21 protein-coding genes and 1 pseudogene are annotated in these 25,215 nt (G+C 68.0%); 16 read left to right on the forward strand and 6 right to left on the reverse strand.

Annotation, left to right across the window (positions count from 1 at the left end; translation table 11 throughout):
- Window positions 1-19: 19 nt before the first annotated feature.
- The gene (locus ABNX08_RS29120; protein ID WP_022539185.1) at window positions 20-1,231 is read right to left on the reverse strand and encodes an acyl-CoA dehydrogenase family protein; all 1,212 of its coding nucleotides are present in this window, start codon (window positions 1,229-1,231) and stop codon (window positions 20-22) included.
- A gap of 227 nt (window positions 1,232-1,458) precedes the next feature.
- Here ABNX08_RS29120 and ABNX08_RS29125 point away from each other — a divergent pair, with 227 nt between their 5' ends.
- From ABNX08_RS29125 to ABNX08_RS29155, 7 genes and pseudogenes are all read left to right on the forward strand, one after another.
- Window positions 1,459-2,556, forward strand: coding sequence for an LLM class flavin-dependent oxidoreductase (locus ABNX08_RS29125; RefSeq protein ID WP_022539186.1), 1,098 nt, complete (start codon window positions 1,459-1,461; stop codon window positions 2,554-2,556).
- A gap of 27 nt (window positions 2,557-2,583) precedes the next feature.
- Entirely contained in the window at window positions 2,584-3,417 is an 834-nt protein-coding gene (locus tag ABNX08_RS29130; protein WP_022539187.1) for a class II aldolase/adducin family protein, read from the forward strand.
- Window positions 3,418-3,453: 36 nt separating this feature from the next.
- Window positions 3,454-4,463, forward strand: a pseudogene (locus ABNX08_RS29135) (ABC transporter substrate-binding protein).
- Between the two features lie 4 nt (window positions 4,464-4,467).
- The gene (locus ABNX08_RS29140) at window positions 4,468-5,514 is read left to right on the forward strand and encodes an ABC transporter permease (protein ID WP_022539189.1); all 1,047 of its coding nucleotides are present in this window, start codon (window positions 4,468-4,470) and stop codon (window positions 5,512-5,514) included.
- The gene (locus tag ABNX08_RS29145) at window positions 5,508-6,386 is read left to right on the forward strand and encodes an ABC transporter ATP-binding protein (RefSeq protein ID WP_022539190.1); all 879 of its coding nucleotides are present in this window, start codon (window positions 5,508-5,510) and stop codon (window positions 6,384-6,386) included. The genes ABNX08_RS29140 and ABNX08_RS29145 overlap by 7 nt, the downstream gene beginning before the upstream one ends.
- Before the next feature lie 31 nt (window positions 6,387-6,417).
- Window positions 6,418-7,593 (forward strand): cytochrome c, encoded by a 1,176-nt coding sequence (locus tag ABNX08_RS29150; RefSeq protein WP_022539191.1) that lies wholly within the window; start codon window positions 6,418-6,420, stop codon window positions 7,591-7,593.
- Window positions 7,594-7,770: 177 nt separating this feature from the next.
- On the forward strand, window positions 7,771-8,670 hold the full coding sequence (locus tag ABNX08_RS29155) for an EamA family transporter (protein ID WP_041682172.1): 900 nt from the start codon (window positions 7,771-7,773) through the stop codon (window positions 8,668-8,670).
- Between the two features lie 4 nt (window positions 8,671-8,674).
- Here ABNX08_RS29155 and ABNX08_RS29160 read toward each other — a convergent pair whose 3' ends face one another.
- A complete protein-coding gene (locus tag ABNX08_RS29160; protein WP_022539193.1) occupies window positions 8,675-10,543 on the reverse strand; it encodes a bifunctional sugar phosphate isomerase/epimerase/4-hydroxyphenylpyruvate dioxygenase family protein in 1,869 nt (622 codons plus the stop codon).
- 130 nt (window positions 10,544-10,673) lie between these two features.
- Between ABNX08_RS29160 and ABNX08_RS29165 the strand changes: the two genes are divergently transcribed.
- Window positions 10,674-11,441: an IclR family transcriptional regulator C-terminal domain-containing protein gene (locus ABNX08_RS29165; RefSeq protein WP_022539194.1), complete on the forward strand. Its 768-nt coding sequence runs from the start codon at window positions 10,674-10,676 to the stop codon at window positions 11,439-11,441.
- Here the strand turns inward: ABNX08_RS29165 and ABNX08_RS29170 are convergent.
- Window positions 11,438-12,385 carry a LysR family transcriptional regulator gene (locus ABNX08_RS29170; RefSeq protein ID WP_349607820.1) on the reverse strand — a complete coding sequence of 316 codons (948 nt, stop codon included), beginning with the start codon at window positions 12,383-12,385 and terminating at the stop codon, window positions 11,438-11,440. The genes ABNX08_RS29165 and ABNX08_RS29170 overlap by 4 nt on opposite strands.
- An 84-nt stretch (window positions 12,386-12,469) precedes the next feature.
- Here ABNX08_RS29170 and aroQ point away from each other — a divergent pair, with 84 nt between their 5' ends.
- Both aroQ and ABNX08_RS29180 read left to right on the forward strand, forming a co-directional pair.
- Complete coding sequence (aroQ, locus tag ABNX08_RS29175; RefSeq protein ID WP_022539196.1) at window positions 12,470-12,931, forward strand: type II 3-dehydroquinate dehydratase; 462 nt, start codon at window positions 12,470-12,472, stop codon at window positions 12,929-12,931.
- 175 nt (window positions 12,932-13,106) lie between these two features.
- Window positions 13,107-14,495: an IS4 family transposase gene (locus ABNX08_RS29180; RefSeq protein WP_374063693.1), complete on the forward strand. Its 1,389-nt coding sequence runs from the start codon at window positions 13,107-13,109 to the stop codon at window positions 14,493-14,495.
- A gap of 100 nt (window positions 14,496-14,595) precedes the next feature.
- On the opposite strand, the gene ABNX08_RS29185 is transcribed toward ABNX08_RS29180, so the two are convergent.
- From ABNX08_RS29185 to ABNX08_RS29195, 3 genes are all read right to left on the reverse strand, one after another.
- A complete protein-coding gene (locus ABNX08_RS29185; RefSeq protein WP_022539197.1) occupies window positions 14,596-15,660 on the reverse strand; it encodes a porin in 1,065 nt (354 codons plus the stop codon).
- 46 nt (window positions 15,661-15,706) lie between these two features.
- Window positions 15,707-17,035, reverse strand: coding sequence for an MFS transporter (locus ABNX08_RS29190; protein WP_022539198.1), 1,329 nt, complete (start codon window positions 17,033-17,035; stop codon window positions 15,707-15,709).
- Between the two features lie 95 nt (window positions 17,036-17,130).
- The gene (locus ABNX08_RS29195; protein ID WP_022539199.1) at window positions 17,131-17,964 is read right to left on the reverse strand and encodes a shikimate dehydrogenase; all 834 of its coding nucleotides are present in this window, start codon (window positions 17,962-17,964) and stop codon (window positions 17,131-17,133) included.
- A 277-nt stretch (window positions 17,965-18,241) separates the two neighbouring features.
- On the opposite strand from ABNX08_RS29195, the gene ABNX08_RS29200 reads away from it, so the two are divergent.
- The 6 genes from ABNX08_RS29200 (at window position 18,242) to ABNX08_RS29225 (ending at window position 24,891) form a co-directional block, all read left to right on the forward strand.
- Window positions 18,242-19,324, forward strand: coding sequence for a 4-hydroxyphenylpyruvate dioxygenase family protein (locus tag ABNX08_RS29200; protein ID WP_022539200.1), 1,083 nt, complete (start codon window positions 18,242-18,244; stop codon window positions 19,322-19,324).
- A 107-nt stretch (window positions 19,325-19,431) separates the two neighbouring features.
- The gene (locus ABNX08_RS29205; RefSeq protein WP_349608882.1) at window positions 19,432-21,042 is read left to right on the forward strand and encodes an ABC transporter substrate-binding protein; all 1,611 of its coding nucleotides are present in this window, start codon (window positions 19,432-19,434) and stop codon (window positions 21,040-21,042) included.
- Window positions 21,043-21,046: 4 nt separating this feature from the next.
- Window positions 21,047-22,045, forward strand: a complete 999-nt coding sequence (locus ABNX08_RS29210) for an ABC transporter permease (RefSeq protein ID WP_022539202.1) — start codon at window positions 21,047-21,049, stop codon at window positions 22,043-22,045.
- A complete protein-coding gene (locus tag ABNX08_RS29215; protein ID WP_022539203.1) occupies window positions 22,042-22,929 on the forward strand; it encodes an ABC transporter permease in 888 nt (295 codons plus the stop codon). The genes ABNX08_RS29210 and ABNX08_RS29215 overlap by 4 nt, the downstream gene beginning before the upstream one ends.
- Before the next feature lie 10 nt (window positions 22,930-22,939).
- On the forward strand, window positions 22,940-23,947 hold the full coding sequence (locus ABNX08_RS29220) for an ABC transporter ATP-binding protein (protein ID WP_022539204.1): 1,008 nt from the start codon (window positions 22,940-22,942) through the stop codon (window positions 23,945-23,947).
- A complete protein-coding gene (locus tag ABNX08_RS29225; RefSeq protein ID WP_022539205.1) occupies window positions 23,944-24,891 on the forward strand; it encodes an ABC transporter ATP-binding protein in 948 nt (315 codons plus the stop codon). The genes ABNX08_RS29220 and ABNX08_RS29225 overlap by 4 nt, the downstream gene beginning before the upstream one ends.
- Window positions 24,892-25,215: the final 324 nt, after the last annotated feature.

Raw genomic sequence — 25,215 nt, forward strand, 5'->3', positions numbered from 1 at the left:
GGCACGGCGGGGCGCGTGCCTACAGGCCGAGCTGCGCACGCCCGGCGGCGCCCAGGATGGCGTCGTTCTGCGGCGTATGGATACGGCTGCACAGCACGTCGCGGTAGTGGCGCTCGAGCGGGTTGTTGCGGCTCAGGCCGTGGTTGCCAGACAGCTGCAACGCCAGTTCCACCGCGCGGATCGCGTTGCCGGTCACGGTGAACTTCAGCAGGCCGCTGTCGGCAGGCGACGGCGGCTCGCCCGCGTCGGTGCGCGCGGCGGCGTCGTCGAGCAGCACGGCGTTGGTCCGCAGGAGCGCCGCGATCTCGCCGATGGCTTCCTGCACGCGCGGCAGCGTGGCCAGTGGCGCGCCCAGGCTGCCGGGAGCACGCTCGCGCACGAAGGTGCGGACCCACGCGTCGGCGGCCCGCGCCACGGCGTCGTAGAGGCTGCCGAGCAGCACCACCATCCACGCCTGCTGGTCGGCGTTGGCGTCGATGTCGGCCTGGCTCGCGCCGGCCGGCACCCAGGCCGACGGCGGGCGGATATCGACGGCGTGATCGGGTGGAATCCACACATTGTCGAGCACGGTCTCGTGGCTGCCTGAGGCGCGCAGGCCGAGGTGGTTCCAGTTCTCGACGATGCGCACGCCCGCGATGCCCGAGGCCGGTCCGGGCACCAGGAACACACCGACGCGCGGCTCGGGATCGTCCGTACGCGCCCACACCGCCAGCCAGCGCAGCGCCGGGATGCCGGTGCTGTAGAGCTTGCGCCCGCTGATGCGCCAGCCATCCGCGACGCGCGTGGCGATGGTACCCGGCAGCCCGCCGCGCGCGGGCGAGCCCAGCTCCGGCTCAACGCGCAGCGCGTTGATCAGCGCACCGTCCTGCACGGCACTGGCAAACACCTGGTCGCGCACGGTCGCTGACCAGTGCGAGTCGGCGCGGGCAATGGCGCGGTGCTGCAGGTAGGTCATGGTCAGCACCAGCGCGGTGGCCGGCTCGCCGCCCGCCACCGCGGCCACGATACGGCGCGCCTGCGCCAGCCCTGCCCCGCCGCCGCCGTGCGTGCACGGCACCACCTGTGCGGTCAGGCCATGCGCGTGCAATTGCGCGAAGTTGTCGTGCGGAAAGCTGGCGGCCGCATCATGCGCGCCGGCGCCGGCGGCAAAGCGCGCGGACAGCTCGGCCAGCACGTCGCCAAGGCGCGCGTCGCTGCTGGGCAGCCGGCGCAGGGAAGACGTCAAAGACATGGGAAACGCTCCGGGAAGGATGACGGCCGACGCCTGCCGCTGCGGACGGCATCGCCAAGAATGCCGCATAGCGTACCGCCGGCCCCGGGTTCCGGAAACGACGCTTATTGAATATGGTCCGTCGTTTTTATTCGTTAGTGGCGCGGCGCGGCTGTCGTACTTTCTTCCTCAGCCCAAAACCATCCGAGCAGCCACGCTGCCGCCATCACCGATACAGGAGCACCCGCATGAGCGTCGATTTCATCGGCATGATCCAGAGCCAGAAGCAGTCCGAGATCCATCCGCCAGCGGGTCCCGTGATCAACCGCGACTACGTGCGTGCCTTTGCGCAGGCGCATGAGCAGGCTGGCTTCGACCGCATCCTGGTGCCGCACCACTCCACCGGCCCGTCGGCCACGCTGACCATCGCCTACGCCGCCAGCGTGACCGAGCGCATCCACTTCATGCTGGCGCACCGCCCCGGCTTTACCGCGCCGACACTGGCCGCGCGCCAGATCGCCACGCTCGACCAGTTCAGCGGCGGCCGGCTCGGGGTCCATTTCATCTCCGGCGGCTCCGACAGCGAGCAGCAGCGCGACGGCGACTACCTCGACCATGACCAGCGCTATGCGCGCACCGATGAGTACCTGCAGATCCTGCGTCGCATCTGGACCGAGACCGCGCCGTTCGATCATGAAGGCCAGTTCTACCGCTTTACGCAGGGCTTCTCCGAAGTCAAGCCCGCACAGCAGCCGCACGTGCCCATCTACTTCGGCGGTGCCTCCGATGCGGCGCTCACCGTGGCCGGCAAGCATGCCGACGTCTACGCGCTGTGGGGCGAATCGCTCGACCAGGTGCGCGAGCTGACCACGCGCGTGCGCGCCGAGGCCGCGAAGCATGGGCGCGAGGTACGCTTCTCGGTGTCGTTCCGCCCGGTGCTGGCGGAGACCGAAGAGAAAGCCTGGGCCCGCGCCGACAGCATCCTGGAGCGCACCCGCGCGCTGCGCGTGCAGGCGGGCTACAGCCGTGGCGGCCCGCAGCAGAGCGAAGGTGCGCGGCGCCTGCTGGCTGCTGCCGACAAGGGCGACCGCGTCGACCAGCGGCTGTGGACCGCCATCGCGCGCGAGACCGGCGGGCGCTCCAACTCCACCGGCCTGGTCGGCACGCCCGAACAGGTGGCACAGGCGCTGCTGGCGTACTACGAGCTGGGCGTGACCACCTTCCTGATCCGCGGCTTCGATCCGCTGGAAGACGCCATCGACTACGGCCGCGAACTGATCCCGCGCGTGCGCGAACTGGTGGCGCAGCACGACGCCGCAGGCCAGGCCGAACGCAAGGCCGCCTGACCCCGAACGCCCCGGATAACAACAATCATGAACGCCGTCGTCCCCATCCAGCGCCCCACCGCGCTGAAGCTGAACCCGCAGCCGCAGCAGAAGTTCTGGTTCGAACCGGTGCCGCCGCGCCCAACCATCGAGGCCGAGCGCCGCCATCGCCAGGAACGCCTGGCCGGCGCCTTCCGCCTCTTTGCCCGGCAGGGCTTCGATCTCGGGCTGGCTGGCCATATCACCGCGCGCGATCCGGAGCTGACCGACCATTTCTGGGTCAATCCGCTGGGCGTGCATTTCTCGCGCATCCGCGTGTCTGACCTGCTCCTGGTCAACGCGCGCGGAGAAACCGTGATCGGAAACCGGCCGCTGAACAAGGCCGCCTTTGCGATTCATGCCGCGATCCATGAGGCGCATCCGCATATCGTCGCGGCGGCGCATACGCATTCGACTTACGGCAAAGCGTGGTCGACGCTGGGCCGCAAGCTCGACCCGTTGACGCAGGACTCATGCTCGTTCTTCGAGCATCACGCGCTGTTCGATGACTTCACCGGCATGGTGGTGGACGACAGCGAAGGCCAACGCATCGCGCGCGCGCTCGATAAGGGCAATGACGAGACCTACAAAGACGCGATCCTGAAGAACCACGGCATCCTGACCGCCGGCCCGACCGTGGAGGCCGCAGCGTGGTGGTACATCGCGCTGGAGAACGCCGCGCACACGCAGCTGCTGGCCGAAGCCGCCGGCACGCCGCAGCCCATCGACGTGGCCACCGCGCGCCATACGCATTCGCAAGTCGGGGGCAACGAGGGCTCGCTGCACGCCTTTGAAAGCCTGTATGCCGGCCTGGTCGACGCCGAGCCCGACCTGCTGGACTGACGCCTCACACCAACAACGAAAACGGGGAGTTTCACCATGAGCCAGAACACCACCGCCAATCCGCGCCGCCGCGACGTGCTGCGCGTTGCCGGCGCCGCGGCGATTGCCGCGCCATCGCTGATCCTCGGCCGCCAGGCCTGGTCGGCGCCACGCAAGCTGACCTTCGCCTGGAACCAGAACTCGTTCTGCCTGACGCCGATCGTAGTGGCGCAGGAGAAGGGCTTCTTCGAGAAGAACGGCCTGCAGGTCGACCTGATCAACTACAGCGGCTCGACCGACCAGTTGCTGGAATCGATCGCCACCGGCAAGGCCGATGCCGCGGTCGGCATGATCCACCGCTGGCTCAAGCCGCTCGAAGCCGGCTTCGACGTCAAGATCATCGGCAGCTCGCACGGCGGCTGCGTGCGGCTGGTGGGATCGAAGGCGGCGGGCGTGACCAACCTGCAGCAGCTCAAGGGCAAGACCGTCGGCGTCAGCGACCTGGCGGCGCCGGGCAGCACTTCTTCACCATCCTGCTGGCCAAGAACGGCATCGACCCGGACAAGGACATCACCTGGCGGCAGTACCCGGCCGACCTGCTGGGCGTTGCCGTGGACAAGGGCGAGATCCAGGCCATCGCCGACGGCGATCCCAACCTCTACCTGCTGGAGAAGCGCACCAACGGCGCCTACGTCGAACTGGCCACCAACCTCACCGGCGAGTACGCGCGCAAGGTCTGCTGCGTGATCGGCGCGCGCGGCGAGCTGGTGCGCAACGACCGCCCGGCGGCGACGTCGCTGGCGCGCGCGATCGTGCAGGCGACCGACTACGTCAACGAGAACCCCAACGAAGCCGCCAAGGTCTTCGCCAAGTACTCGCCCAAGATCAACCCGGACGACCTGCGCAAGCTGTACGCGACGCTGACCTATACCCACCACCCGACCGGCATCGACCTGCGCGACGAGATCGCGTTCTACGCCGACGATTTCCGCCGCATCGGCGTGCTGAAGAAGACCACAGATGCCAAACGCCTGGCGCAGCATGTCTACGCCAATGTCCTGGGGTAATGCGATGACGACAAGCCAAGCTGCACTCGATGCGGGGCTCGCGCGCGAGCCTGCCGCACCTGCCATCGCCACCGTTCCTGGTACCAGCCCGGTCTGGGCCACGGGCGTCGTCGCGGCCCTGGCGTGGGCCGCGTTCGGCGCGCTGACGTGGCAATGGCCGAACCAGATGGTCGGCTTCAGCGACTGGGCCTATACGGAGGAACTGGGTATTGCGGCACTGGCCGGTGCCGCGCTTCTCACGCTGGTCGCGATCTTCGGGCAGCGTTTCCGTGCGGCGCAACGCGCGTTGGCCGCGTTGCGCACCGCCGGTCCGTGGCTGGTCGCAGTGCCGGTGGTGCTGGCGGCGTGGGAGATCCTGACCGCCAAGACCGCGATCCTGCCTACACCCTTCTTTGCGCCGCCACAGGCGCTGATCGAAGTCTATACCGACGACTGGCGGCGGTTGGGCGACAGTGTGCTCAATACGCTCAAGCTGCTGGGACTGGGCGTGGCGTATGGCGGGCTGGCCGGCTTCCTCGTTGGGGTGTCGATCGGTTGGTCGCGGCGGATCGGGTACTGGGTGCATCCGGTGCTGCGGGTGCTGGGGCCGTTGCCTTCGACCGCGCTGCTGCCGCTGACGTTCTACTTCTTTCCGTCGAGCTATTCGGCCGCGGTATTCCTGATCGCGCTGGCTACGGCGTTTCCGGTCGCTGTGCTGACGTGGTCGGGCGTGGCCGGTGTCAACAAGAGCTACTACGACGTGGCGCGCACACTGGGCGCTTCCGGGTGGTTCCTGGTGCTGCGGGTGGCGATTCCGGCGGCGCTGCCCCAGGTGTTTGTCGGACTGTTCATGGGCTTGGGCGCGTCGTTTTCTGTGCTGGTGACGGCGGAGATGATGGGGGTGAAGTCGGGGCTGGGCTGGTACCTGACGTGGGCGCAGGGCTGGGCTTCGTACGTGAATATGTATGCGGCGCTGATTGTGATGGCGTTGTTGTTCTCCAGTGTGATCACGCTGTTGTTCGTGGCGCGGGACCGGGTGTTGTCGTGGCAGAAGGGGACGGTGAAATGGTGAGTGTGGTTGAGCGGTTGAAAGCATCGAGACCCCACGGCAGCCTGGAGAAGGCCTCCCTCTCCCGCGAGCGGGAGAAGGGAGTTAACGCGGCGGCAGGCGATACGCCCGGAGTTCTAACGGGCGCACGTATCGATATCCACAAAGTCAGCCATTGGTTCGGCACCGGCAGCGACCAGCTGCAAGTCCTCGACAACGTCGACCTCAACGTCGCCCCCGGCGAATTCGTCGCCCTGCTCGGCCCCAGCGGCTGCGGCAAATCCACGCTGCTGCGCCTGGTCGCCGGCCTCGACCAACCCTCCTCCGGCGACATCCTGCAGGACGGCACGCCCATCACCGAGCCCGACCCCTCACGCATCGTCGTGTTCCAGGACCCCACGCTGTACCCCTGGCGCCGCGTCTGGGACAACGTCGCACTTGGCCTGCAGGCGCGCGGCATCCTGGCGCAGGAGCGCCATCGCGTCGATGACGCGCTGCGCCGCGTCGGGCTGGAGACCTTCGCCCGCGCCTTCCCGCACCAGCTCTCCGGCGGCATGGCGCAGCGCGTGGCGCTGGCGCGCGCGCTGGTCAACGATCCGCGCCTGCTGGTACTGGACGAACCGCTGGGCAAGCTGGATTCGCTGACACGGCTGGCAATGCAGAGCGACCTGGTCGAACTGTGGCAACGCTCGCGCTTCTCGGCGCTGCTGGTCACGCATGATGTGGAAGAGGCGCTGTTCCTGGCCCAGCGCGTGATCATCTTCAGCCAGCGCCCGGCGCGCATCACCGCCGAGATCAAGGTCGACCTGCCCTATCCGCGCCATCGCGGCGACCCGCGGCTGACCGGGCTGCGGCACGAAGCGCTGCGTCACCTGGGACTGGACGCGAGCTGGTAATGCCCCAACGTTCCACCCCGCGGGCCGCATCATGAGCGGCCCGCCTCCGCAAGCATGGCTGAACGCGCTGCTTGTGCTGATCGAGAAGTTTCAGCTTGGATTGCTGTCGCTGTGGCACGCATTGGGCCTGACCGGCGACAGCCACGGCCAGCCGGCGTGGCCGTGGGCGCAGCGCGTGGCCGGCGAAACGCTGTTGATCGACCTGGGCCTCGCACGCCATGTCGGCCTGAGCGTATGTGCCATGGCCTTCGCCGTGCTGGCCGTGGCCATTGCGCTGGCCTGGCACCGCCGGCGTGGCGTGCTGCTGGCCGCTGCCGCCCTCGCGCTGATGGTGGCGCCGTGGCCCAAGGCATCGCTGCTGCTTGGCCCGGCAGTGCCCACCAGCTTCCACGCCAGTCCGACCCGCTTCTCCGTCGATGCCATCGCCCTCGGCGGGCGCGTCTACACGCAACACTGCGTCGGCTGCCACGGCGCCGACGGACGCGGCGAGGGGCCGCTGGCCGCGAGCCTGTCACAGTGGCCGCCGACGCTGGCCAGCCCACTGCTGGCGCGTCGCGCCGACGGCGAGCTGTTCTGGCATGTGCTCGCCGGGATGCGTGACCGCTACGGCCAGTTCACCATGCCCGCGTTCAGCGGCAAGCTGGGCGAGCGCGAGACCTGGGCCGTGATCGACTACATGAAGGCACTGTCGGCCGGCAGCGATGCCGATGGCAACTGGCCGGTTCCGTTGCGGCTGCCGGAGATGGCGATCCGCTGCGGCACCGAGGCGCCGCTGGCGCTGTCGCAATGGCGCGGCGACCAGCGCGTGCGGCTGGTGGCGGTCGATGGCACGGCCTCACTGCCATACGAGGATCCGCGCTTCCTGACCGTGCTGGTCACGCCGGACGGTCGGCCACCCGCAGAGGTAGCGCGCTTTCGCGCCGGCTGCACGGCCACGTCGCCGCTTGCGTGGCAGGCGGTGGCATCGATCGCCGGGGCATCCCCCTCCCGGCTGGCGGGAACCCAGTTGCTGGCCGACCGCGCCGGGTGGCTGCGTGCGCGTGGTGCACCGGGCCGGCAATGGTCCGATGCGGACCTTGTATGCGTGTCGGGCCCGGAGGCCAACACACCGCGCAATGTTGCGCCGGCCCCGGATGGCCTGACCGCGCTGCTGCTGCGCATGGATGCCGAGCCGGTGCGCTTCGTCAAAGGCGGCTTCATTCACTGAGCGTGGCCATCGCCTTCCCCGGATTGTTCGCTGCCAGCGAATTCTGACTTTCCACCCATTGCCGTGATCTCCCCCCGCTCGTGACAGTACCCTGCACATCGAGACAAAGCCAACGTGGGTCGGTGACATGGTGCAGATGAGGACGGCCGTGGCAAGCGCAGCTTGCCGGCCTGCGGCGTGAGGCCCGTCGGGGGCGCCCGGGCGCTGCAAGGGATCGCGCTGATGGTGGGGGCGGTAGCTTGCTTCGCCGCACTGGACACGCTGACCAAGATCGCCGGCGCCGCGGTGCCGGTCGTGATGGCACTGTGGCTGCGCTACCTGGTGCAGGCCGCGCTGACCGGCGCGGTGTTGCTGCCGGCGCGCGGCCGGGCCCTGCTGCGCACGCGCCGGCCGCTGCTGCAAGGGGTGCGGGCGGTGGCCATGGTGCTGTCCAGCGGCTGCGCGTTCTTCAGCCTGCAGGTGCTACCCGTGGGCGAGTTCACCGCCGTGGTCAGCCTGACACCGCTGGTGATGGCGCTGGCCGCCGCGGCCACGCTGGGCGAACGCGTGTCGGCCATGCGCTGGCTGTGCCTGCTGACCGGATTTGCCGGCGCGCTGGTGGTGATCCGGCCGGACGCAGGCCTGCAGCCGGCGATGCTGCTGCCGCTCGGCGCGGTGCTGTGCAATGCCGTCTACCAGTTGCTCACCAGCGTACTGACCCGCGCCGACGGCGCCGGCACCACGCACTTTTATACCGGCTGCGTGGCCACGGTACTGCTGTCGGTGGCGCTGCCGTTCGGCTGGACCTCGCAGCTCACGGTGTGGCACTGGTGCCTGCTCGCGGGCATGGCGCTCGCCGGCAGCGCCGGTCACATGCTCCTGGTGCTGGCCTATGCGCGCGCGCCGGTCAGTCTGCTGACACCCTATCTCTACCTGCAGATTGCCTTTGCGATGGTCGGCGGCTGGCTGGCGTTTGCCTACCTGCCAGATACATGGTCGGTGCTCGGCGTGGCACTGATTGCCGCCAGCGGCGTGGGTGGCACGGTGGCGGCAGCGCGCGAACGTGCGCTGCCGGCGCGGCCAGTCGGCGCGACCTAGCCGCTCAGCCGTGCCGCAGCTGCGCCTGCGCGGCCATGCGCACCGCGGCGTTGGCCGCGCCATAGCCGAGGTAGCCAGTGCGCTGCACGAGTTCGAAGAAGAAGCGTTCGTGGAACGGCTCGGTATAGGCATGCAGGAATTCGCCCTGCGCGTCCCGGTCATAGAGCACGCCCAGGCGTTGCAGGCGCCCTAGCAGCGCATCGTCGAGCGCCAGCCGAGCGGCGACGTCATCGTAGTAGTTGTCCGGCACATGCAGCATCGCGGCGCGGCGGCGGTCGATCGCTTCCAGCGTCGGTTCGATACGGTCGGAGCGGAAGGCGATGTGATGCACGCCCGAACCTGCGTAAGCGGCCACGAAGCGCCCGGTGGCAGTGCGGCCGCTCTCGGACACATTGAGCGGGATGCGCACCTTCTGGCCGGGGCTGACCATGGCGCGGCTCTTCACCAGGCCATACGGATCGGCGATCTCGTGCACGGCTTGGGGCTGCATGCCGAACACCGCGCGGTAGAACAGCACGAAGCTGTTGAGCCGGTTCGCCGGCAGCGCCTGCGCGAGATGGTCGATGGCGGACAGCCCGGCGCCGTGGTGGACGGCTTCTGCCGGCGGGTCGAGCAGGAAGTCGCTCTCGTAGATGCTGCGGTCGGCATCGCGGTCGTCGATCAAATGGAACAGCATGCCGTCGGGCGAGCGCAGCGCCGGGATCACCCGTTCATCGGGCCCGACCGGCTCGCGCCATTCCTTGCACAGCAGCGCACGGGCGCGCGCGATGGCGCGGCGGGCGTCGTCCACCTTCAGGCCAATGGCGCATACCGACGGCCCGTGCAGCTGGAAATGCTCGGCGGCGGCACTGTCCTGTTCAGCATTCAGGATCAGGTTGATGCCGCCCTGGCGGTACAGGTCGACCGCCTTGGAGCGATGGCGGCCGGCGTGGGCAAACCCCAGCGATTCCAGCCGTTGCGCAAGCTCGCGGCCGGCCACGTAGTCGACGGCGAACTCGATGAAATCCACGCCGCCGAACACCGGCGGCTCGGGCAGCGGCGCCCCGCCGGCCTCGGACTCCAGCCAGATCAGCGAGCGCAGCCCGTCTTGCGCGGTCTGCCGCGCCGGCGCCGCGCGGAAGTCGTCGTTGAACACCTCCAGCGACAGCGGCCCGGTATAGCCTGCCTGCAGCACGGCGCGGGCGAAATCGGTCACCGGCAGGTCGCCCTGGCCGGGGAAGTTGCGGTAATGGCGGCTCCATGACAGCACGTCCATCGACAGGCGCGGCGCGTCGGCCAGCTGGACAAAGAAGATCTTGTCCGCCGGCACGGCGTCGAGGCCCTGCAGAGAATCGCCCAGCGACAACGTATGGAAGCTGTCGAGCACCAGCCCGAGCGCTGGGTGGTCGGCGCGCTGCACGATGTCCCACGCCTGCCGCCAGCGGCGCGTGTGGCGGCCCCAGGCAAGCGCTTCGTAACCCACGCGCAGGCCGCGCCGGGCGGCGGCCTCGGCCATGCGTCGCAGGTCCGCGGCGGCACGCGCCGGGTCGTCGATGGCCGCGTCCTGCACAGTGCTGCAGACCAGCACCATCTCCGCGCCAAGCTGCTCCATCACATCGAATTTGCGTTCGGCGCGCGCCATATTGCGTGCGAACACGTCGCCGGGCATGGCCTCGAAGTCGCGCAGCGGCTGGTAGAGCAGGATCTGCAGGCCGAGGTCGGCCGCCATGCGCCGCACTTCGGCGGGCGAGCCGTCGAAGTGCAGCAGGTCGTTCTCGAAGATCTCCACACCGTCGAAGCCAGCGGCCGCGGCGGCTTCGAGCTTTTCCGGCAGCGTGCCGGAAAGGGAGACGGTGGCGATCGATTTCGGGAGGGGCCTGCGGACTGCGGTCATGGCGATAGCGAGGTGACGGTGTTGCCCCAAAGGTTATGAGCCAGCCAGCCCGTCAACAACCACAATTCGCGCGCAGGCGTGCGACAATCGCTCCATTGCGATCATCACTCGCGCGAAACTCGGGTTAACCATGGAAAAGGAACCGCTGAACCGGCGCGACTGGATCGCCGGGCTGGAAAAAGGCCTGGCCATCCTGGAGGCCTTCGACAACGACCATCCGCGCCTCACGCCCACGCAGGCGGCGCAGCTGACGGGGCTCACGCGCACCGCCGCGCGCCGCTACCTGCTGACGCTGGAGCACCTCGGCTACACCACCAGCGACGGCACGCTGTTCAGCCTGACGCCGCGCGTGCTCAAGGTGGGCTGGTCGTATTTCGATTCGGCGCGGCTGCCGCGCACGGTGCAGCCGTTCCTGCAGCAGATCACTGCGCAACTCGGCGAGGCGGCCTACCTGAGCGTGCTCGATGGCTGGGAGTTGGTGTTTATCGCCCGCACCGGCACCAGCCGCGTGATGAGCACCGGCTTCGTGCTGGGGGCGCGGGTGCCGGCGCCGCTGGGCTCGGCGGGGGTGATGATGCTGGCCTCGCGCCCCGAGGAGCAGGTGCGCGAATGGCTGGAAAGCTGCGTGCTGGCGCCCTACACGCCTTACACCATCCTGCAGCACGAGCGCCTGCTCGAAGAGATCCGCAAGGCCGGCGCGCAGGGCTATGCGATGCTCGAGCAGCAGTTGCAGACCGGCGTGCGCGGCATCGCGGTCCCGCTGCGCGACCGCCACGGCAAGGTGATTGCCGCGCTCTCGGTCAATATGCCGATCGGCGACGAGACGCCACAGCAGGCGCTGGACCGGGTGCTGCAGGTGTTGCAGGACACCGCATTGCTGATCATGCGGGTGCTTTAGTCCAGGCTCGTCGCCAGCGCGTGCGGCCCTTGCGACAACTGCGTCTTGAGGAACTCGAGGCACACGCGCATCCGGACTGACGCCGACGCCCGCGCGCTGGTCACGGCCCAGATATCGGCCGGCTGCCGCCAGTCCGGCAGCACGCGCACCAGTTCGCCGGCGCGCACGCTGGCGGCCATGTCCCAGACCGAGGCCATGATGATGCCAAAGCCTTCCAGTGCCCACTGGTGGGTCACATCGCTGTGGTTCGAAGCCATCGGCCCGGTCACTTTCACCGTCTCCCACCCGTCCGGCCCTTGCAGCCGCCACACGCCAAAGGCCTGGTCGCGTTCGCGCAGCAACAGGCAGTCGTGCCGGGGCAACTCGGTCGGGTGCTCCGGCGTGCCGCGCCGCGCCAGGTAGGCGGGCGCGGCGCAAAGCACGCGGCTGCCCGTGGCGATCCTGCTGGCGATCAGGTGCGGTTCCTCGACCTCGCCCACGCGGATGTCCAGGTCGAAGCTCTCGCCGATCAGGTCGACGCGGCGGTCGAGCAGTTCCAGCCAGGCCTCCAGCCCCGGATGCTGCTGCCGCAGCAGCGATAGCACCGGCGCCACATGCCGACGCCCAAGCCGCACGCTGGTGGCGATGCGCAGCAGCCCGCGCGGCTCGCCACCGGTGGCACCCACGGCCTCGAGCATGCCGTCGACGTCTTCCAGGATTTTCTGCGCCCAGGCAAAGGCGCTTTCGCCCTCGGCGGTCACGCTGACGCGGCGCGTGGTGCGATGGAACAGCCTGGCACCGAGCATGGCTTCGAGCATGGCGATGCGCTTGCTCACATGGGCCGGCGAGATGCCGGTCTCGTTGGCGGCAGCGATAAAGCTGGCGCGCCGCGCTACCGTGCAGAACAGCCGCAGGTCCCGCAGGAACGGGTCATTGTTCGCCGTCAGCGCATTCTGAGTTTCCATGGCGGTCGATGATTGGATGAAGGGACTAACGATAGGCTATCGGCGATGGCCGCGCCAGCGCCGCGGCCGATTCAAGGAGACATGATGAAGACAGTACTGGTGCTCAACGGGCCCAACCTCAACCTGCTCGGCACCCGCGAGCCAGCAGTCTATGGCAGTGAAACGCTGGCCGATGTGGAGCGCATCTGCCAGGAAGCCGCGCAGCGGCTAGGGCTGGAGGCGCAATGCCGGCAGACCAACCATGAAGGCCAGCTGATCGACTGGATCCACGAAGCGGGGCGGCTGTGCGCGCAAGGGGAAATGATCGGCGTGGTGCTGAATGCGGGAGCGCTGACGCATACGTCGGTTGCGCTGCATGATGCGATCAAGGGCGCGGCGGTGCCGGTGGTGGAGTACCACATCTCCAATATCCACGCACGCGAGGCGTTCCGGCACCATTCATGGATTTCGCCGGTGGCGCGGGCGGTGATGGCGGGGCTGGGGGTGAAGGGGTATGGGTTGGCGGTCGAGGCGCTGGTGCAGGTGACGGCTGTCGCTTCTGCATAAGCCCACCCGTTTGCGCATACATGCCAGAGGGAAAGGTTTGCGCATTGCGATACGCTGACAAATCCTGCAAGCGGGCCCCCTCTCCCGCAGGCGCTTGCCTTTACCCACATCTCGATAGGAAAGGTTGTAAACCGGATTGGACGGTGTTAACTTCGGGTGAAGTTGACAATCAGTGGTGGCAATTTTGCCTGATACGGAAGATCTGGAAGACTGGGCCAGCGACGAATTCGGTGGCGCTCAGTTGGGCGATGCACGTCGCACGCAGCGCCTTGTGGCATTGGCGCGCGGACTGGCGCAAAAAGCCCATGTTTCGTTCCCGCAGGCCTTGAGTGGTGCCCAACTCAAGGCGGCATATCGCTTCTTTGATAATGAGGCGGTCGACCCGGACGGAATACTGGCGAGCCACGTCGTTCAAACCGTGGGTCGCATGCAGCAGGTGCCTGTCGTCCTGACGGTGCAGGACACCACGGAATTCAATCTGGCAAATTTGCCCGCGACTGAGGGACTTGGTCACGGCACGGGCGGCAATTTGCACGGATTCATGTTGCACAGCGTGCTGGCGGTGACGCCTGAGGGCCTGCCACTGGGCGTGTTGAGCATGAAGACGTGGGTGCGTGCGCCGCAAGCATCGGGCAAGGCCAGGCAGCGCCGGGCGCTGTCCATTCGCGAGAAGGAAAGCGTGAAGTGGCTGGAGGGGCTGGAATGCCTTGAGCCGCTCAAGATGCAGTGTCCGGACACGCACCTTGTTGCCGTCAGCGATCGCGAGGGCGATGTGTATGACGTGTTTCTGGCGCCGCGCCCAGCGGGGGTGGACTGGTTGGTGCGGGCCGCCTGGAATCGGGGCGTGGACCACCCAGAGAAGTATCTGTGGGAGACGGTTGCCGCGGCTCCTGTACTTGGGGAGACCGTACTGCACGTGCCCAGGTCCGGCGCCAGGCAGGCACGTAGTGCCCGACTGGCTTTGCGCTGTGTGCCGGTCCAACTGCGAGCGCCGCGCAGCCGCGGTGCAGAGGGGCTACCGAGTCTCGAAGTGTTTGCCATTCACGCGCTGGAAATCGAGCCGCCCGAAGGCGTTGAGCCGCTCGAATGGATGTTGCTCAGTTCGATGCCCACCCAAACGCTGGAAGATGTGCTCGAACGGCTGAGCTGGTACGCCCGGCGCTGGACCATTGAATCCTGGCATCGTGTCCTGAAAAGTGGCTGCCAGATCGAGGCCCGGCAGTTCGGGACGCTGGAGCGGTTCCTGCGGGCCACGGCGCTGTTCGCCGTGATCGGCTGGCGCATTATGTACGCGACCATGCTGGGCCGGCTCGAAGCCGATATCCCTTGCTCGGTGCTACTGCAATCGCTCGAATGGCGGGCTTTGTACTGCCGCACGCACGGCACCACCAAGCCACCGGAGCAGGCGCCCAAACTCAGCGAAGCTGTCCTTTGGATCGCCAAGCTCGGTGGCTACCTGGGTCGCAAAAACGACGATCCCCCGGGAGCCACCGTCCTGTGGCGCGGCTTCCTCGCCCTGCACGAAATCACCGAAATGTATCGGATCTTCCAGAAAAACGAGTAAGCCGCCGGAAGTTGTGGGTAAAGGCAAGCGCAGGCGGGAGAGGGGCGCAAACAAGCGGCGCATTGGGCGAAAGCGCCAGATTGCCCGCAGCCCGGCCCGATCAAAACTTATGCCGCACCCCCGCCATCACCCCGATGCGCGACGCATTGCCATAAGTATTCCCACTGTTAGCAAACGTCGGCGAACTGTTCAACGCAATCCACTGCCCCTGCAGGTGGGTGTAGTCCACCTCCACATACACATCGGTGCGCTTGCTGAAGTTGTAGTCGAGCATGCCTGCCGTGGTCAGCCGCTTGCCCCCCTGCCCTGCATGGCGCAGCCAGTCGTACTGCAGCGTGCCGATAAACACCAGCGCGTCGGTGATGTTGAACCGGGTTCCCACATAGCCGACGTTGTTGCGATAGTCCGCCACATCCAGCCGGTTGTTGGTATAGCCGAGGTAGTACTGCGCCCGCGCCGCCTTCCACGTGCCACCCAGGCCCCACACCGTCTGCTTGCTGGCCTGCGCCGCCGGCACCGCACCGAAGAAGGCCGTGGTCACGTTCTGCGTCTGCTGGTACACGGCGCCGATCTCCAGCGGCCCCGACGTGTAGGCCAGCGAGCCGGCAGCGGCCGAGCCGCTCTTGATGCTGCCCGGCACCTCCCCGAAGGTGTAGGCCGCCGCCACCTGCAAGCCGTTGAAGTTCTTGATGTACTTGACGGTGTTGTCATAGCGCAGCCCGGTGTAGTTGCCGCCCTGGTAGCCGACGATGGAGTTGTTGGCAAAGGCCATGGCCTCGTAGGACGACAGCAGCTCGTGCGCCAGCGTGTACTGGCGGCCGATCGCGAGCTTGCCGTAATCGCCGTCGAGCCCGATCACGGCGGTGCGCCCGAACAGCCGCCCGCCCTGCTGGCTGGTGCCGGTGTCGGGCGAGAAGCCCGATTCCAGGATGAACCACGCCTTGTTGCCGCCACCGATATCCTCGGTGCCGCGCATTCCCCAGCGGCTGCCGGTCAGCACGCCATCGGTCATCTGCGTGCGGCCGTGGCCGGCCGCGTCTTCATGGGTGCTGTAGCGGATGGTGGTATCCAGCAGCCCGTAGAGCGTGACGCCACCGGAAGTCTGGGCGAGCGCGGGCAGGCCGCCCGCGCCCAGCGCGAGCAGCGCTATCAGTCGTTTTTGCATCGGAGCTTTGTCTCTGGGTCTGGTTGTTGTGATGCAATGAAAGGCGTCAGGCGACGTCCGGCACCTTGCGCGGGGCGAGGAAGAACAGCCACGTGAGCGCGATGAAGTAGGCGCAGGGGATCATCGTGAACAGCACCGCATAGTTGTTGTGCGTCGCGGTGAGCACGTAGCCGACCAGCTGCGTCATGAACATGCCGCCGATGGCGCCGATCATCCCGCCGAAGCCGAACACCGAGCTGACCACATGCTTGGGCGTGTAGTCCATCACCATGCTCCAGATATTGGCGGTCCAGGCCTGGTGCGCGCCGATGGCAACCGAGATCGCGGCCACGGCCATCCACAGGCTGCTGGCGCCGGCGGCCATCACCACCGAGATGATGCATGCCGCGAAGACCAGCATCGACAGCAGGCGCGCACGCACCGCCGGCATGCCCCGGCTGATCAGCCACGACGACAGCGCGCCGCCGCCCACGCTGCCCACATCGGCCGCCAGGTAGATCACGATCAGCGGAATGCCCATCTGCGTGACGCTGATGCCGAGCTGGTACTGCTGGTTCAGGAACGGCGGCAGCCAGTACAGGTAGAACCAGAACACCGGCGCGGTGATGGCGTAGGCCATGGCGAAGGCCCAGGTGCCGCGCATGCGCAGGATCTGGGAGTAGCGGATGCGGTGCGGCGGCGGTTCGACGTCGCGCGTGACATGGGCCAGTTCGGCAGCGCTGACGGTCGGGTGCTGCTCCGGGTTGTGATAGCGGGCATACCAGAACGCCAGCCACACCGCGCCCAGCAAGGCGATGACGATAAAGGCCGCCTGCCAGCCCCAGGCCTGCAGGATCAGCGGCAGCATGATCGGCGTGAGCATGGCGCCGACATTGGTGCCGGCATTGAAGATCCCGGTGGCGATAGCGCGCTCGCTCGCCGGGAACCAGATGCGCGTGGTCTTGACGCAGGCGGGATAGTTGGCCGCCTCGGACAAGCCGAGGAAGAAGCGGCAGATCATGAAGCCGACCGCGGAGGCCGCGAACGCGTGCGCGCCGCAGGCGATGCTCCACAACAGCACCGCCAGCGCAAAGGCCCGCTTGACGCCGACCATGTCGATAAACCGCCCCTGCAGCGCAAAGCCGATGGCGTAGCCCACCTGGAACCAGAAGTTGATATTGGCGTAGTCCTGCGCGGTCCACGCCATGGCCTTGGCCAGCACCGGCTGCAGCACGCCAAGCGCGGCACGGTCGATATAGTTCAGCGTGGTCGCGAAGAACACCAGCGCCAGCATGCCCCAGCGCACCTTGCCGAAGGCAAAGGCGGCGCGGACCTTGTCGCCGATCGAGTTGCCGGGTGCCGCAGCGGCCGGCAGCTCCTTGTGAGTCGTGGTCATCTTGTCTGTCTCCACCGTTGGATTGGAAATGCTTGCCGGCGTGCCTTTATGGGACGGCATCCGCTCGGCTGTCGGCCAGGGCATGCGCCCTGCCCTCAATACCGGATCTGCGCAACCGTGCGCAGCGCTTCAGGTGTGGCCGTGCCGTAGCCAAAGAACTCCAGGTAGGCCGGGATCATCTCGAACAGCATGTCGGTGCCCACCTGGACCTTGCACCCGCGGGCCAGCGCGGCTTCGAGGAAAGGCGTGTATTCGTGCTTCATCACGACCTCGCCGACCATGGCACCGGGGGCAATGCGCGTGACGTCGAACGGCAGCGGGTCGCCCGCATGCATGCCCAGCGGGGTCGCGTTGACCACCACGTCGAAGCCTTGCGGATCGTCCGAGCCGGTGGTCACGCGCAGCGCCGGGTAATGCTCGGCCAGGCGGCGGGCCAGTGCACGCGCGGCGCCCTCGCGGGCATCGAACAGCGCCAGCTCGGCCACGCCGGCTTGCGCCAGCGACGCGGCGATCGCGCTGCCCACGCCGCCGCTGCCCGACACAATGGCGCGCGCGCCTTCCAGCTTGCAGCCCTTGCGCGCGATGCCGCGCACAAAGCCGGCGCCGTCGAACTGGTCGCCGACCAGCGTGCCGTCGTCGCGCCGCAGCACGGCGTTGCAGGCACCGGCGATGCGGGCGGCCGGCGTGAGCTCGTCCACCAGCTCCAGCGTGGCGACCTTGTGCGGCATGGTCACGAGCGCGCCGCGGATATTGGTCAGGCGGAACAGGGAACGGAACACGTCGGCGTAGTCGTCGGGCTTGACGCCCATCGGCACTACCACCGCGTCGATGCCCTGCTGCGCGAACCAGGGGTTGTAGATCATGGGCGCCTTGAACGACTCCGTGGGATAGCCAAGGTGTGGGATGAGCGTGGTCTTGCCGTTGATCATGGTGTTTGTGAGTTCGGGGCACGGGCCTTGGGGCCAGGCCGGGGCGTGTTTCGTTGACCGGAGATTAGTGGTCGTCCACGCCTCCGCCAAGCGTCCCTTACGCCATATTGCGCGATCAGTGAACGTACATGCGCGATCAAGGCGCGCAGTTCGGGTTTCTACGAGGTGCCCCCCCGCGCCGTCCGGACTCGGCCCGGCGGTGGTGCGTTGCTATGATCCGATCGTCGCCGCAATGGCCCGGCACTGCCCCCTCGCCACCCCCACAGGAGCAACGACAATGAGCGCCGCAGACGTCTCTTCCCCGCGCGCCGACGAATCCCAGGCCTGGGACAACCCGCTCGGGATCCAGGGCTACGAGTTCATCGAATTTGCCTCGCCCGACCCGGCCGCGCTGGGCCGCACCCTTGAACGCTTCGGCTTCGCCGCCATTGCCCGCCACCGCCACAAGGCCGTGAAGCTGTACCGGCAGGGCGAGATGAATTTCATCGTCGATGCCGAGCCGGATTCGTTCGCGACGCGCTATGCCAGCGAGTACGGCCTGTCGATCTGCGCCATCGGCATCCGCGTGCACGACGCCGCAGCCGCCTTTGCCCGCGCACTGGAAGCCGGCGCCTGGCCGTTCGAGGGCGGCACGGTGGGACCGATGGAGCTCAATATCCCCGCGATCCAGGGCATCGGCCAGTCGGTCCTCTATTTCATCGACCGCTGGCGCGGCAAGGAAGGCCGGCCGGGCGACGTGGGCGATATCTCGATCTACGACGTCGATTTCCGCCCGCTGGCGCAGGCCACCGATGCGCCCGATGCGGGACTCATGCGCGTCGACCACCTGACCCAGGCGGTCGAGCCCGGCCATCTGGAGGAATGGCTGGAGTTCTACCGCAAGGTGCTGGGCTTCCGCGAGATCGTGGTCGCCAGCGAGGCCCACGCGCTGGTGTCGCCGTGCGGGCGCATCCGGATTCCGCTGTACGAGAAAGGCACGCCGCGCCATGACCAGATGCGTCATTACCTGTCGGACCAGCATGGCGAAGGCATCCAGCACATTGCGCTGGCCAGCACCGACATACTCGCCAGCGCCGCGGCACTGGCGGGCAACGGCGTGCGGTTCGTGCAGCCGCCGGCGGCCTACTACGATTCCGTCGACACGCGCCTGCCCGGTCATGGCCTCGACCTGGCCGCACTGCAGCGCTACGGCATCCTCGCCGACGGCGCCGTGCGCGCAGATGGCACGCTGGACCGCTTCCAGCAGGCGTTCGTGAAGCGCGAGGCGGGCGAGTTCTTTTTCGAGATCGTCCAGCGCGACGGCCATCATGGCTTTGGCGAGGGCAACCTGCCGGTGCTGGAAGCGCTGTCGGGGCGCTGACAAGGGACGCTGACACGGACCTGATAACCAAAGAGCATTTTGTTCGTTCGCCGCCGCGCGCGCGGCACATAACATCCTGGCTTGCCCGTCACCGACCGCAAGCCAACATGCACCGCAGAGACTTCCTCGCCACCACTGCCCTTCTCTCCATCGGACTGCCGCTGTCCGCCGAAGCCTTTGCGCAAGCCGCCGCTGAATCGCCCGTTCGCGGCGGCGTGCTGAACGTGGCGGTCTCGCCCGAGCCGACACTGCTGACCTCGGCCTTCATCACCACCATGAACATCGGCCAGGTCTCCAGCAAGGTGCTGGAAGGGCTGGTCAGCTACGACCTGAACCTGCAACCCGTGCCGGCGCTGGCGACCTCATGGAACACTACGCCGGACGGCCTGACCACGACCTTCCACCTGCGCAAGGGCGTGCGCTGGCATGACGGCAAGGACTTCACCGCGGCGGACGTCAAATACACGCTGCTGGAAGTCTGGAAGAAGCTGCACCCGTTCGGCCGCGCCGCGTTTGCCAACGTGACCGCGGTCGATACGCCCGATCCGCATACCGTTGTGATCCGGCTGTCGTCACCGGCGCCCTACCTGCTCAACTACATCAACACCTACGGCGCACAGGTCCTGCCGCGGCACGTCTACGAAGGCAAGGACGTGCTCAGCAACCCCGCGAACAACGCGCCCATCGGCACCGGGCCGTTCGTGTTCAGGGAGTGGGTCAAGGGCAGCCATGTGCGGCTGGAGCGCAATCCCAACTACTGGCAGAAGGACCAGCCCTACCTGGATGGCGTGGTGTTCCGCTTCATCCCCGACGCCGCGGCACGCACGGTGGCGCTGGAGGCCGGCGAGATCGACGTGGCGCTGGGCTCCAGCATCCCGCTGTCCAACCTGAACCGCTTCCGCGACAAGCAGCGCTACGCGATCAACCTGGACGACGGCCGCTACCTGGCGACCATCTTCCTGACGCAGTTCAACGTGCGCAAGCCGTACTTCGGCGACAAGCGCGTCCGACAGGCGCTGGCGTATGCGATCGACCGCAACGCGCTGCTGAAGGTGGTGTTCCTTGGCTACGGCAAGCCGGCCACCGGGCCGGTGCCGTCGTCGGTGGTCAACTACTACTCGCCCGATACGCGCCAGTACCCGTACGACCTGAAGAAGGCCGCCGCGCTGCTGGACGAAGCGGGACTGAAGCCGGGCAAGGACGGCAAGCGCCTGAAGATCACGCTCGACTACGACGGCGGCGGCGGCGTCAACGCGAGCCGGCCGGCGGAGTTCATCAAGCAGTCGCTGGCGCGCGTGGGCGTGGAGGTGGAACTGCGCGCGGGCGATACCGCCACCTACCTGCGCCGCGTCTTCACCGAGCAGGACTACGACCTGATGATTTCCAGCCTGCACCGGCTGCCCGATCCCACGCTGGGCGTGCAGCGGCTGTTCTGGACCAAGAACATCATCAAGGGCGCGCCGTGGACCAACGGCTCGGGCTACTCCAACCCGCAGCTGGACCAGATCATGGAAGCCGCGGGCCGGGAAGCCGACGTGGCCAAACGCAAGGCGCTGATCAAGTCCTGGCAGCAGTTCGTGCAGGAGGACGTGCCGGTGCTGGACCTGGTCGAGCAGACCTGGGTAACGGTGTCGACCGCGCGCTTCCGCAAGCGCACCGCGCAGGGCGACGGGCTCTTTGCCTCGTACGCGGATGCCTGGCTGCAGCCGCGGGCCTGAGGCCATGCGCGCGTCGTTCCTCCGCTTCCTGCGCCAGCGGCTGCTGCAGGTGGTGCCGGTCGTGCTCGGCATCGCCCTGCTCAACTTCCTGATCCTGCAGCTCGCCCCCGGCGATGTGGTGGATGTGCTGGCGGGCGAGGCCGGGGCGGCCACCCCGGAGTACATGGCGCACCTGCGCGCCAGCTTCGGCCTGGACCAGCCGCTGTGGCTGCAACTGCTGCACTACCTGGGCAATGTGCTGACGCTGGACCTTGGCTATTCGTTCCGGCAGAACATGCCGGTGTTCGAGCTGATCGTGAAGCGGTTGCCGGCCACGCTGCTGTTGATGCTGCTGGCGATGGGGATTGCGCTGGGGCTGGGCGTGGTGCTGGGCGTGATCAGCGCGGTGCGGGTACAGCGCTGGCCGGATCGGGTGATCTCGCTGGCGGCGCTGGTGGCCTACGCGATGCCCACGTTCTGGCTGGGGCTGATGGCGGTGGTGCTGTTCTCCGCGCGCCTCGGCTGGCTGCCGTCCGGCGGCATGACCGATGTGGGCGCCGGGCACACGGGGCTGGCGCTGGTGCTCGATGTCGCTCGCCATGCGGTGCTGCCCGCCTGCACGCTGGCCACCTTCTACCTGGCGGTCTATACGCGGCTGGTGCGCACGGCGATGCTGGAGCTGGATGGCGCCGACTTCGTGCGCACCGCGCGCGCCAAGGGCGCCGGCGAAATCCGCGTGACGCTCGCGCATGCGCTGCGCAACGCGCTGCTGCCGCTGGTGACGATGGCGGGCTACCAGGTGGCGTCGCTGCTCAGCGGCGCGGTGCTGGTGGAGTCGGTGTTCAGCTGGCCCGGCCTCGGGCGGCTGGCGTTCGAGTCCGTGCTGGCGCGCGACTTCAACCTGCTGCTGGGCATCCTGTTGCTGAGCTCGTTGCTGGTGACCTGCGTCAATATCCTCGTGGACTTGCTCTATGCGCTGCTCGATCCGCGCGTCGCGGTCGGGCAGGCGGGAGGGCGGGCATGAGCACACTGACGCTGCCCGCACTGGCGCGCCTGCGTGCCGGATGGCAGCGCGGCCGCGCGCTGGCGCAAGGCCTGCTGCGCAATCCGCCTGCGCTGGCCGGTGCGATCCTGCTGCTCGCCGTGATCGTAGCCGCCGCGCTCGGACCCGTGCTGTTCCCGGGCGATCCCTGGGAGATGGCCGGCCCGCCAATGCTGTGGCCGGGCGACGACCCCGCCCATCCGCTCGGTACTGACTTCATGGGCCGCGACCTCGCCACCGGCCTGGCGGCCGGCGCGCGCGTGTCGCTGCTGATCGGGCTGGTCAGCACGGCACTGTCCGCCACGCTGGGCATTGCGGTGGGCGCGATCGGCGGCTACTTCCGCGGCCGCATCGACACCACGCTGATGCGGCTGACCGAGCTGTTCCAGACCGTGCCCAAGTTCGTGCTGGCGGTGGTGCTGGTGGCGATCTTCAAGCCGTCGGTGACCACGGTGGTGATGGCGATCGGCGTGGTCTCGTGGCCCGCCACCGCGCGCCTGGTGCGCGCCGAGTTCCTGACGCTGCGCGAGCGCGAGTTCGTGCTGGCCGCCGAGACCATCGGCATGGGCCATGTGCGCCTGATCCTGACGCAGATCCTGCCCAACGCGCTGCCGCCGGTCATCGCCATGTCGACGCTGACGGTCGCCACCGCGATCCAGACCGAGGCCTCGCTGTCGTTCCTCGGCCTGGGCGATCCCAATGTGATGAGCTGGGGCACGATCATCGGCAGCGGCCGTGAGCAAGTGGTCGATGCCTGGTACATCTGCGGCCTGCCCGGGCTGGCGATCGTGGTGACGGTGCTGGCCTTCAACCTGCTGGGCGAAGGCCTGAACGACGCGCTCAACCCGCATCTCCGGCAACGATAGGGAATACAGGATGCCATTGCTCGATCTTCGACAGCTGCGCACCGCGTTCGACACGCGCGCCGGCACCGTCACCGCAGTAGACGGCGTATCGCTGTCGCTGGACCGCGGCGAAACGCTGGCGCTGGTCGGCGAAAGCGGCAGCGGCAAGTCCGTCACCGCCTGCTCGCTGCTGGGCCTGCTGCCGCGCCGCGGCGCGCGCGTGACCGGCGGCCAGGCGTGGTTCGACGGCACCGACCTGCTGGCGCTCGACCACAAGGCCATGCGCGCGATCCGCGGCAACCGCATCGCGATGATCTTCCAGGAGCCGATGTCGGCGCTGAACCCGGTGATGCGCATCGGCGACCAGATCGCCGAGGCCATCCGCCTGCACCGCAAGGTGAGCCACGCGCAGGCCTGGGCGCGCGTGCTGGCGCTGCTCGAACAGGTGCGCATGCCCTCGCCCGCCGCGCGTGCGCGCGACTATCCGCACCAGATGTCGGGCGGCATGCGCCAGCGCGCCATGATCGCGCTGGCGCTGGCGTGCGAGCCCGACCTGCTGATCGCCGACGAACCCACCACCGCACTGGACGTCACCACGCAGGCGCAGATCCTGGCGCTGCTCAGGCGCCTGCAGAACGAGACCGGCATGGCAATGCTGCTGATCACGCATGACCTTGGCGTGGTGGCGGAGACCGCCGACCGGGCGGCCGTGATGTACGCGGGGCGCATTGTCGAACAGGGGCCGGTGGACGCGCTGCTGGCCGCTCCCGCCCATCCCTATACGGCCGGCCTGCTGGCGTCGCTGGCCATCGAGACGTTGCCGCCGGGCGCGCGCCTGCCGGAGATTCCCGGCACGGTGCCACCGCTGTCGGCGATGCCGCCCGGCTGTGCCTTCGCGCCGCGCTGCGCGGTTGCGCAAGCGGGCTGCAGCCGGCAGGTGCCGGCACTGCAGGCCAGCGGAACGCGGCAGGTCGCCTGCCACGCGCCGCTGGCGCAGCCTGAACGCCCCGCGCAAGCGGCATGGGAGATCGCCGCATGAGTACGCCGCTGCTGGCGCTGCACGACGTCAGCCGCCACTATCGCACCCAGGCCGGCACCGTACGCGCGCTCGACGGCGTATCGCTGGCCGTGCAGCGCGGCGAGACCCTTGGGCTGGTCGGCGAGAGCGGCTGCGGCAAGTCCACCGTGGCGCGCATCGCCATGCGCCTGACGGCGCCGGATGCGGGGCGCGTGGTGCTCGATGGCGAGGACATCACCCACCGCCGCGGACATGCGCTGCATCCCGTGCGAGCGCGGCTGCAGATGGTGTTCCAGGATCCGGCCGCCTCGCTGAATCCGCGCGTAGTCATCGGCCGCGCGCTGGAAGAGCCGCTGGTCGTGCATCGCCGTGGCAATGCCACCGAGCGCCGCGAACGCGTGGCGTGGGCAATGTCGCGCGTCGGCCTGCGGCCAGAGTTCGCTGCGCGCTTGCCGCACGAGCTGTCCGGCGGCCAGCGGCAGCGCGTGGCGATTGCACGCGCGCTGATGCTGCAGCCGGACCTGATCGTCTGCGACGAAGCGGTGTCGGCGCTGGACGTATCGATCCGCGCGCAGGTGCTGAACCTGTTGCTGGAGTTGCGCCAGGCGTTCGGCATGGCCTACCTGTTCATCTCGCATGACCTGTCCGTGGTGCGACATATGTCGGACCGCATCGCGGTGATGTATCTGGGGCAGGTGGTAGAGATCGGCGAGCGTGACGCCGTGTGGAACGCGCCTGCCCATCCCTACACCCGCGCGCTCATCGCCGCGGCGCCGTCGGCCGATCCGGCCGCTCGCGCCAGGCCGCGCGCGCTGCTGGAGGGCGACCTGCCGAGTCCGCTCGACCCGCCCACGGGGTGCCGCTTCCATACGCGTTGCCCGTATGCCGCGCCGCGTTGCCGCGAGGCCGCGCCCGAACTGCGCGAAGGCAGCCCTGGGCACTGGGTCGCCTGCCATTTTTCCTGAAGGCCTGACGGCCCTGCGCTTCCTCTCTCCGCCTGCGGCCTGAGCCGCGGCGGCCCTGCCTCCCGACTTCCCGCCTTGGCCGGCGCCGGTACACACCGGCCAGCGCTGCGCTGTCTCGCCCTCGTTCCCGCCGCAATTTGTCGAAAGCCGCGGAGGCGTTAGCGACTTATACGCCACCCTGTAGACAGTTTTGTCTCGATTTTTTGTCTAATTCATTCCGTAAACCAAAACTTTCTATTGACCTCGGCCAGTCTTGCGCCTACATTCCTCCCAACAAACAATTTTTCGGAACGTTTAGTTCCACTTTATAACACCCTCATCAGG

It is taken from the genome of Cupriavidus sp. DF5525 (assembly GCF_040149425.2).
In the GTDB taxonomy this organism is placed as follows: Bacteria; Pseudomonadota; Gammaproteobacteria; order Burkholderiales; family Burkholderiaceae; genus Cupriavidus; species Cupriavidus pickettii_A.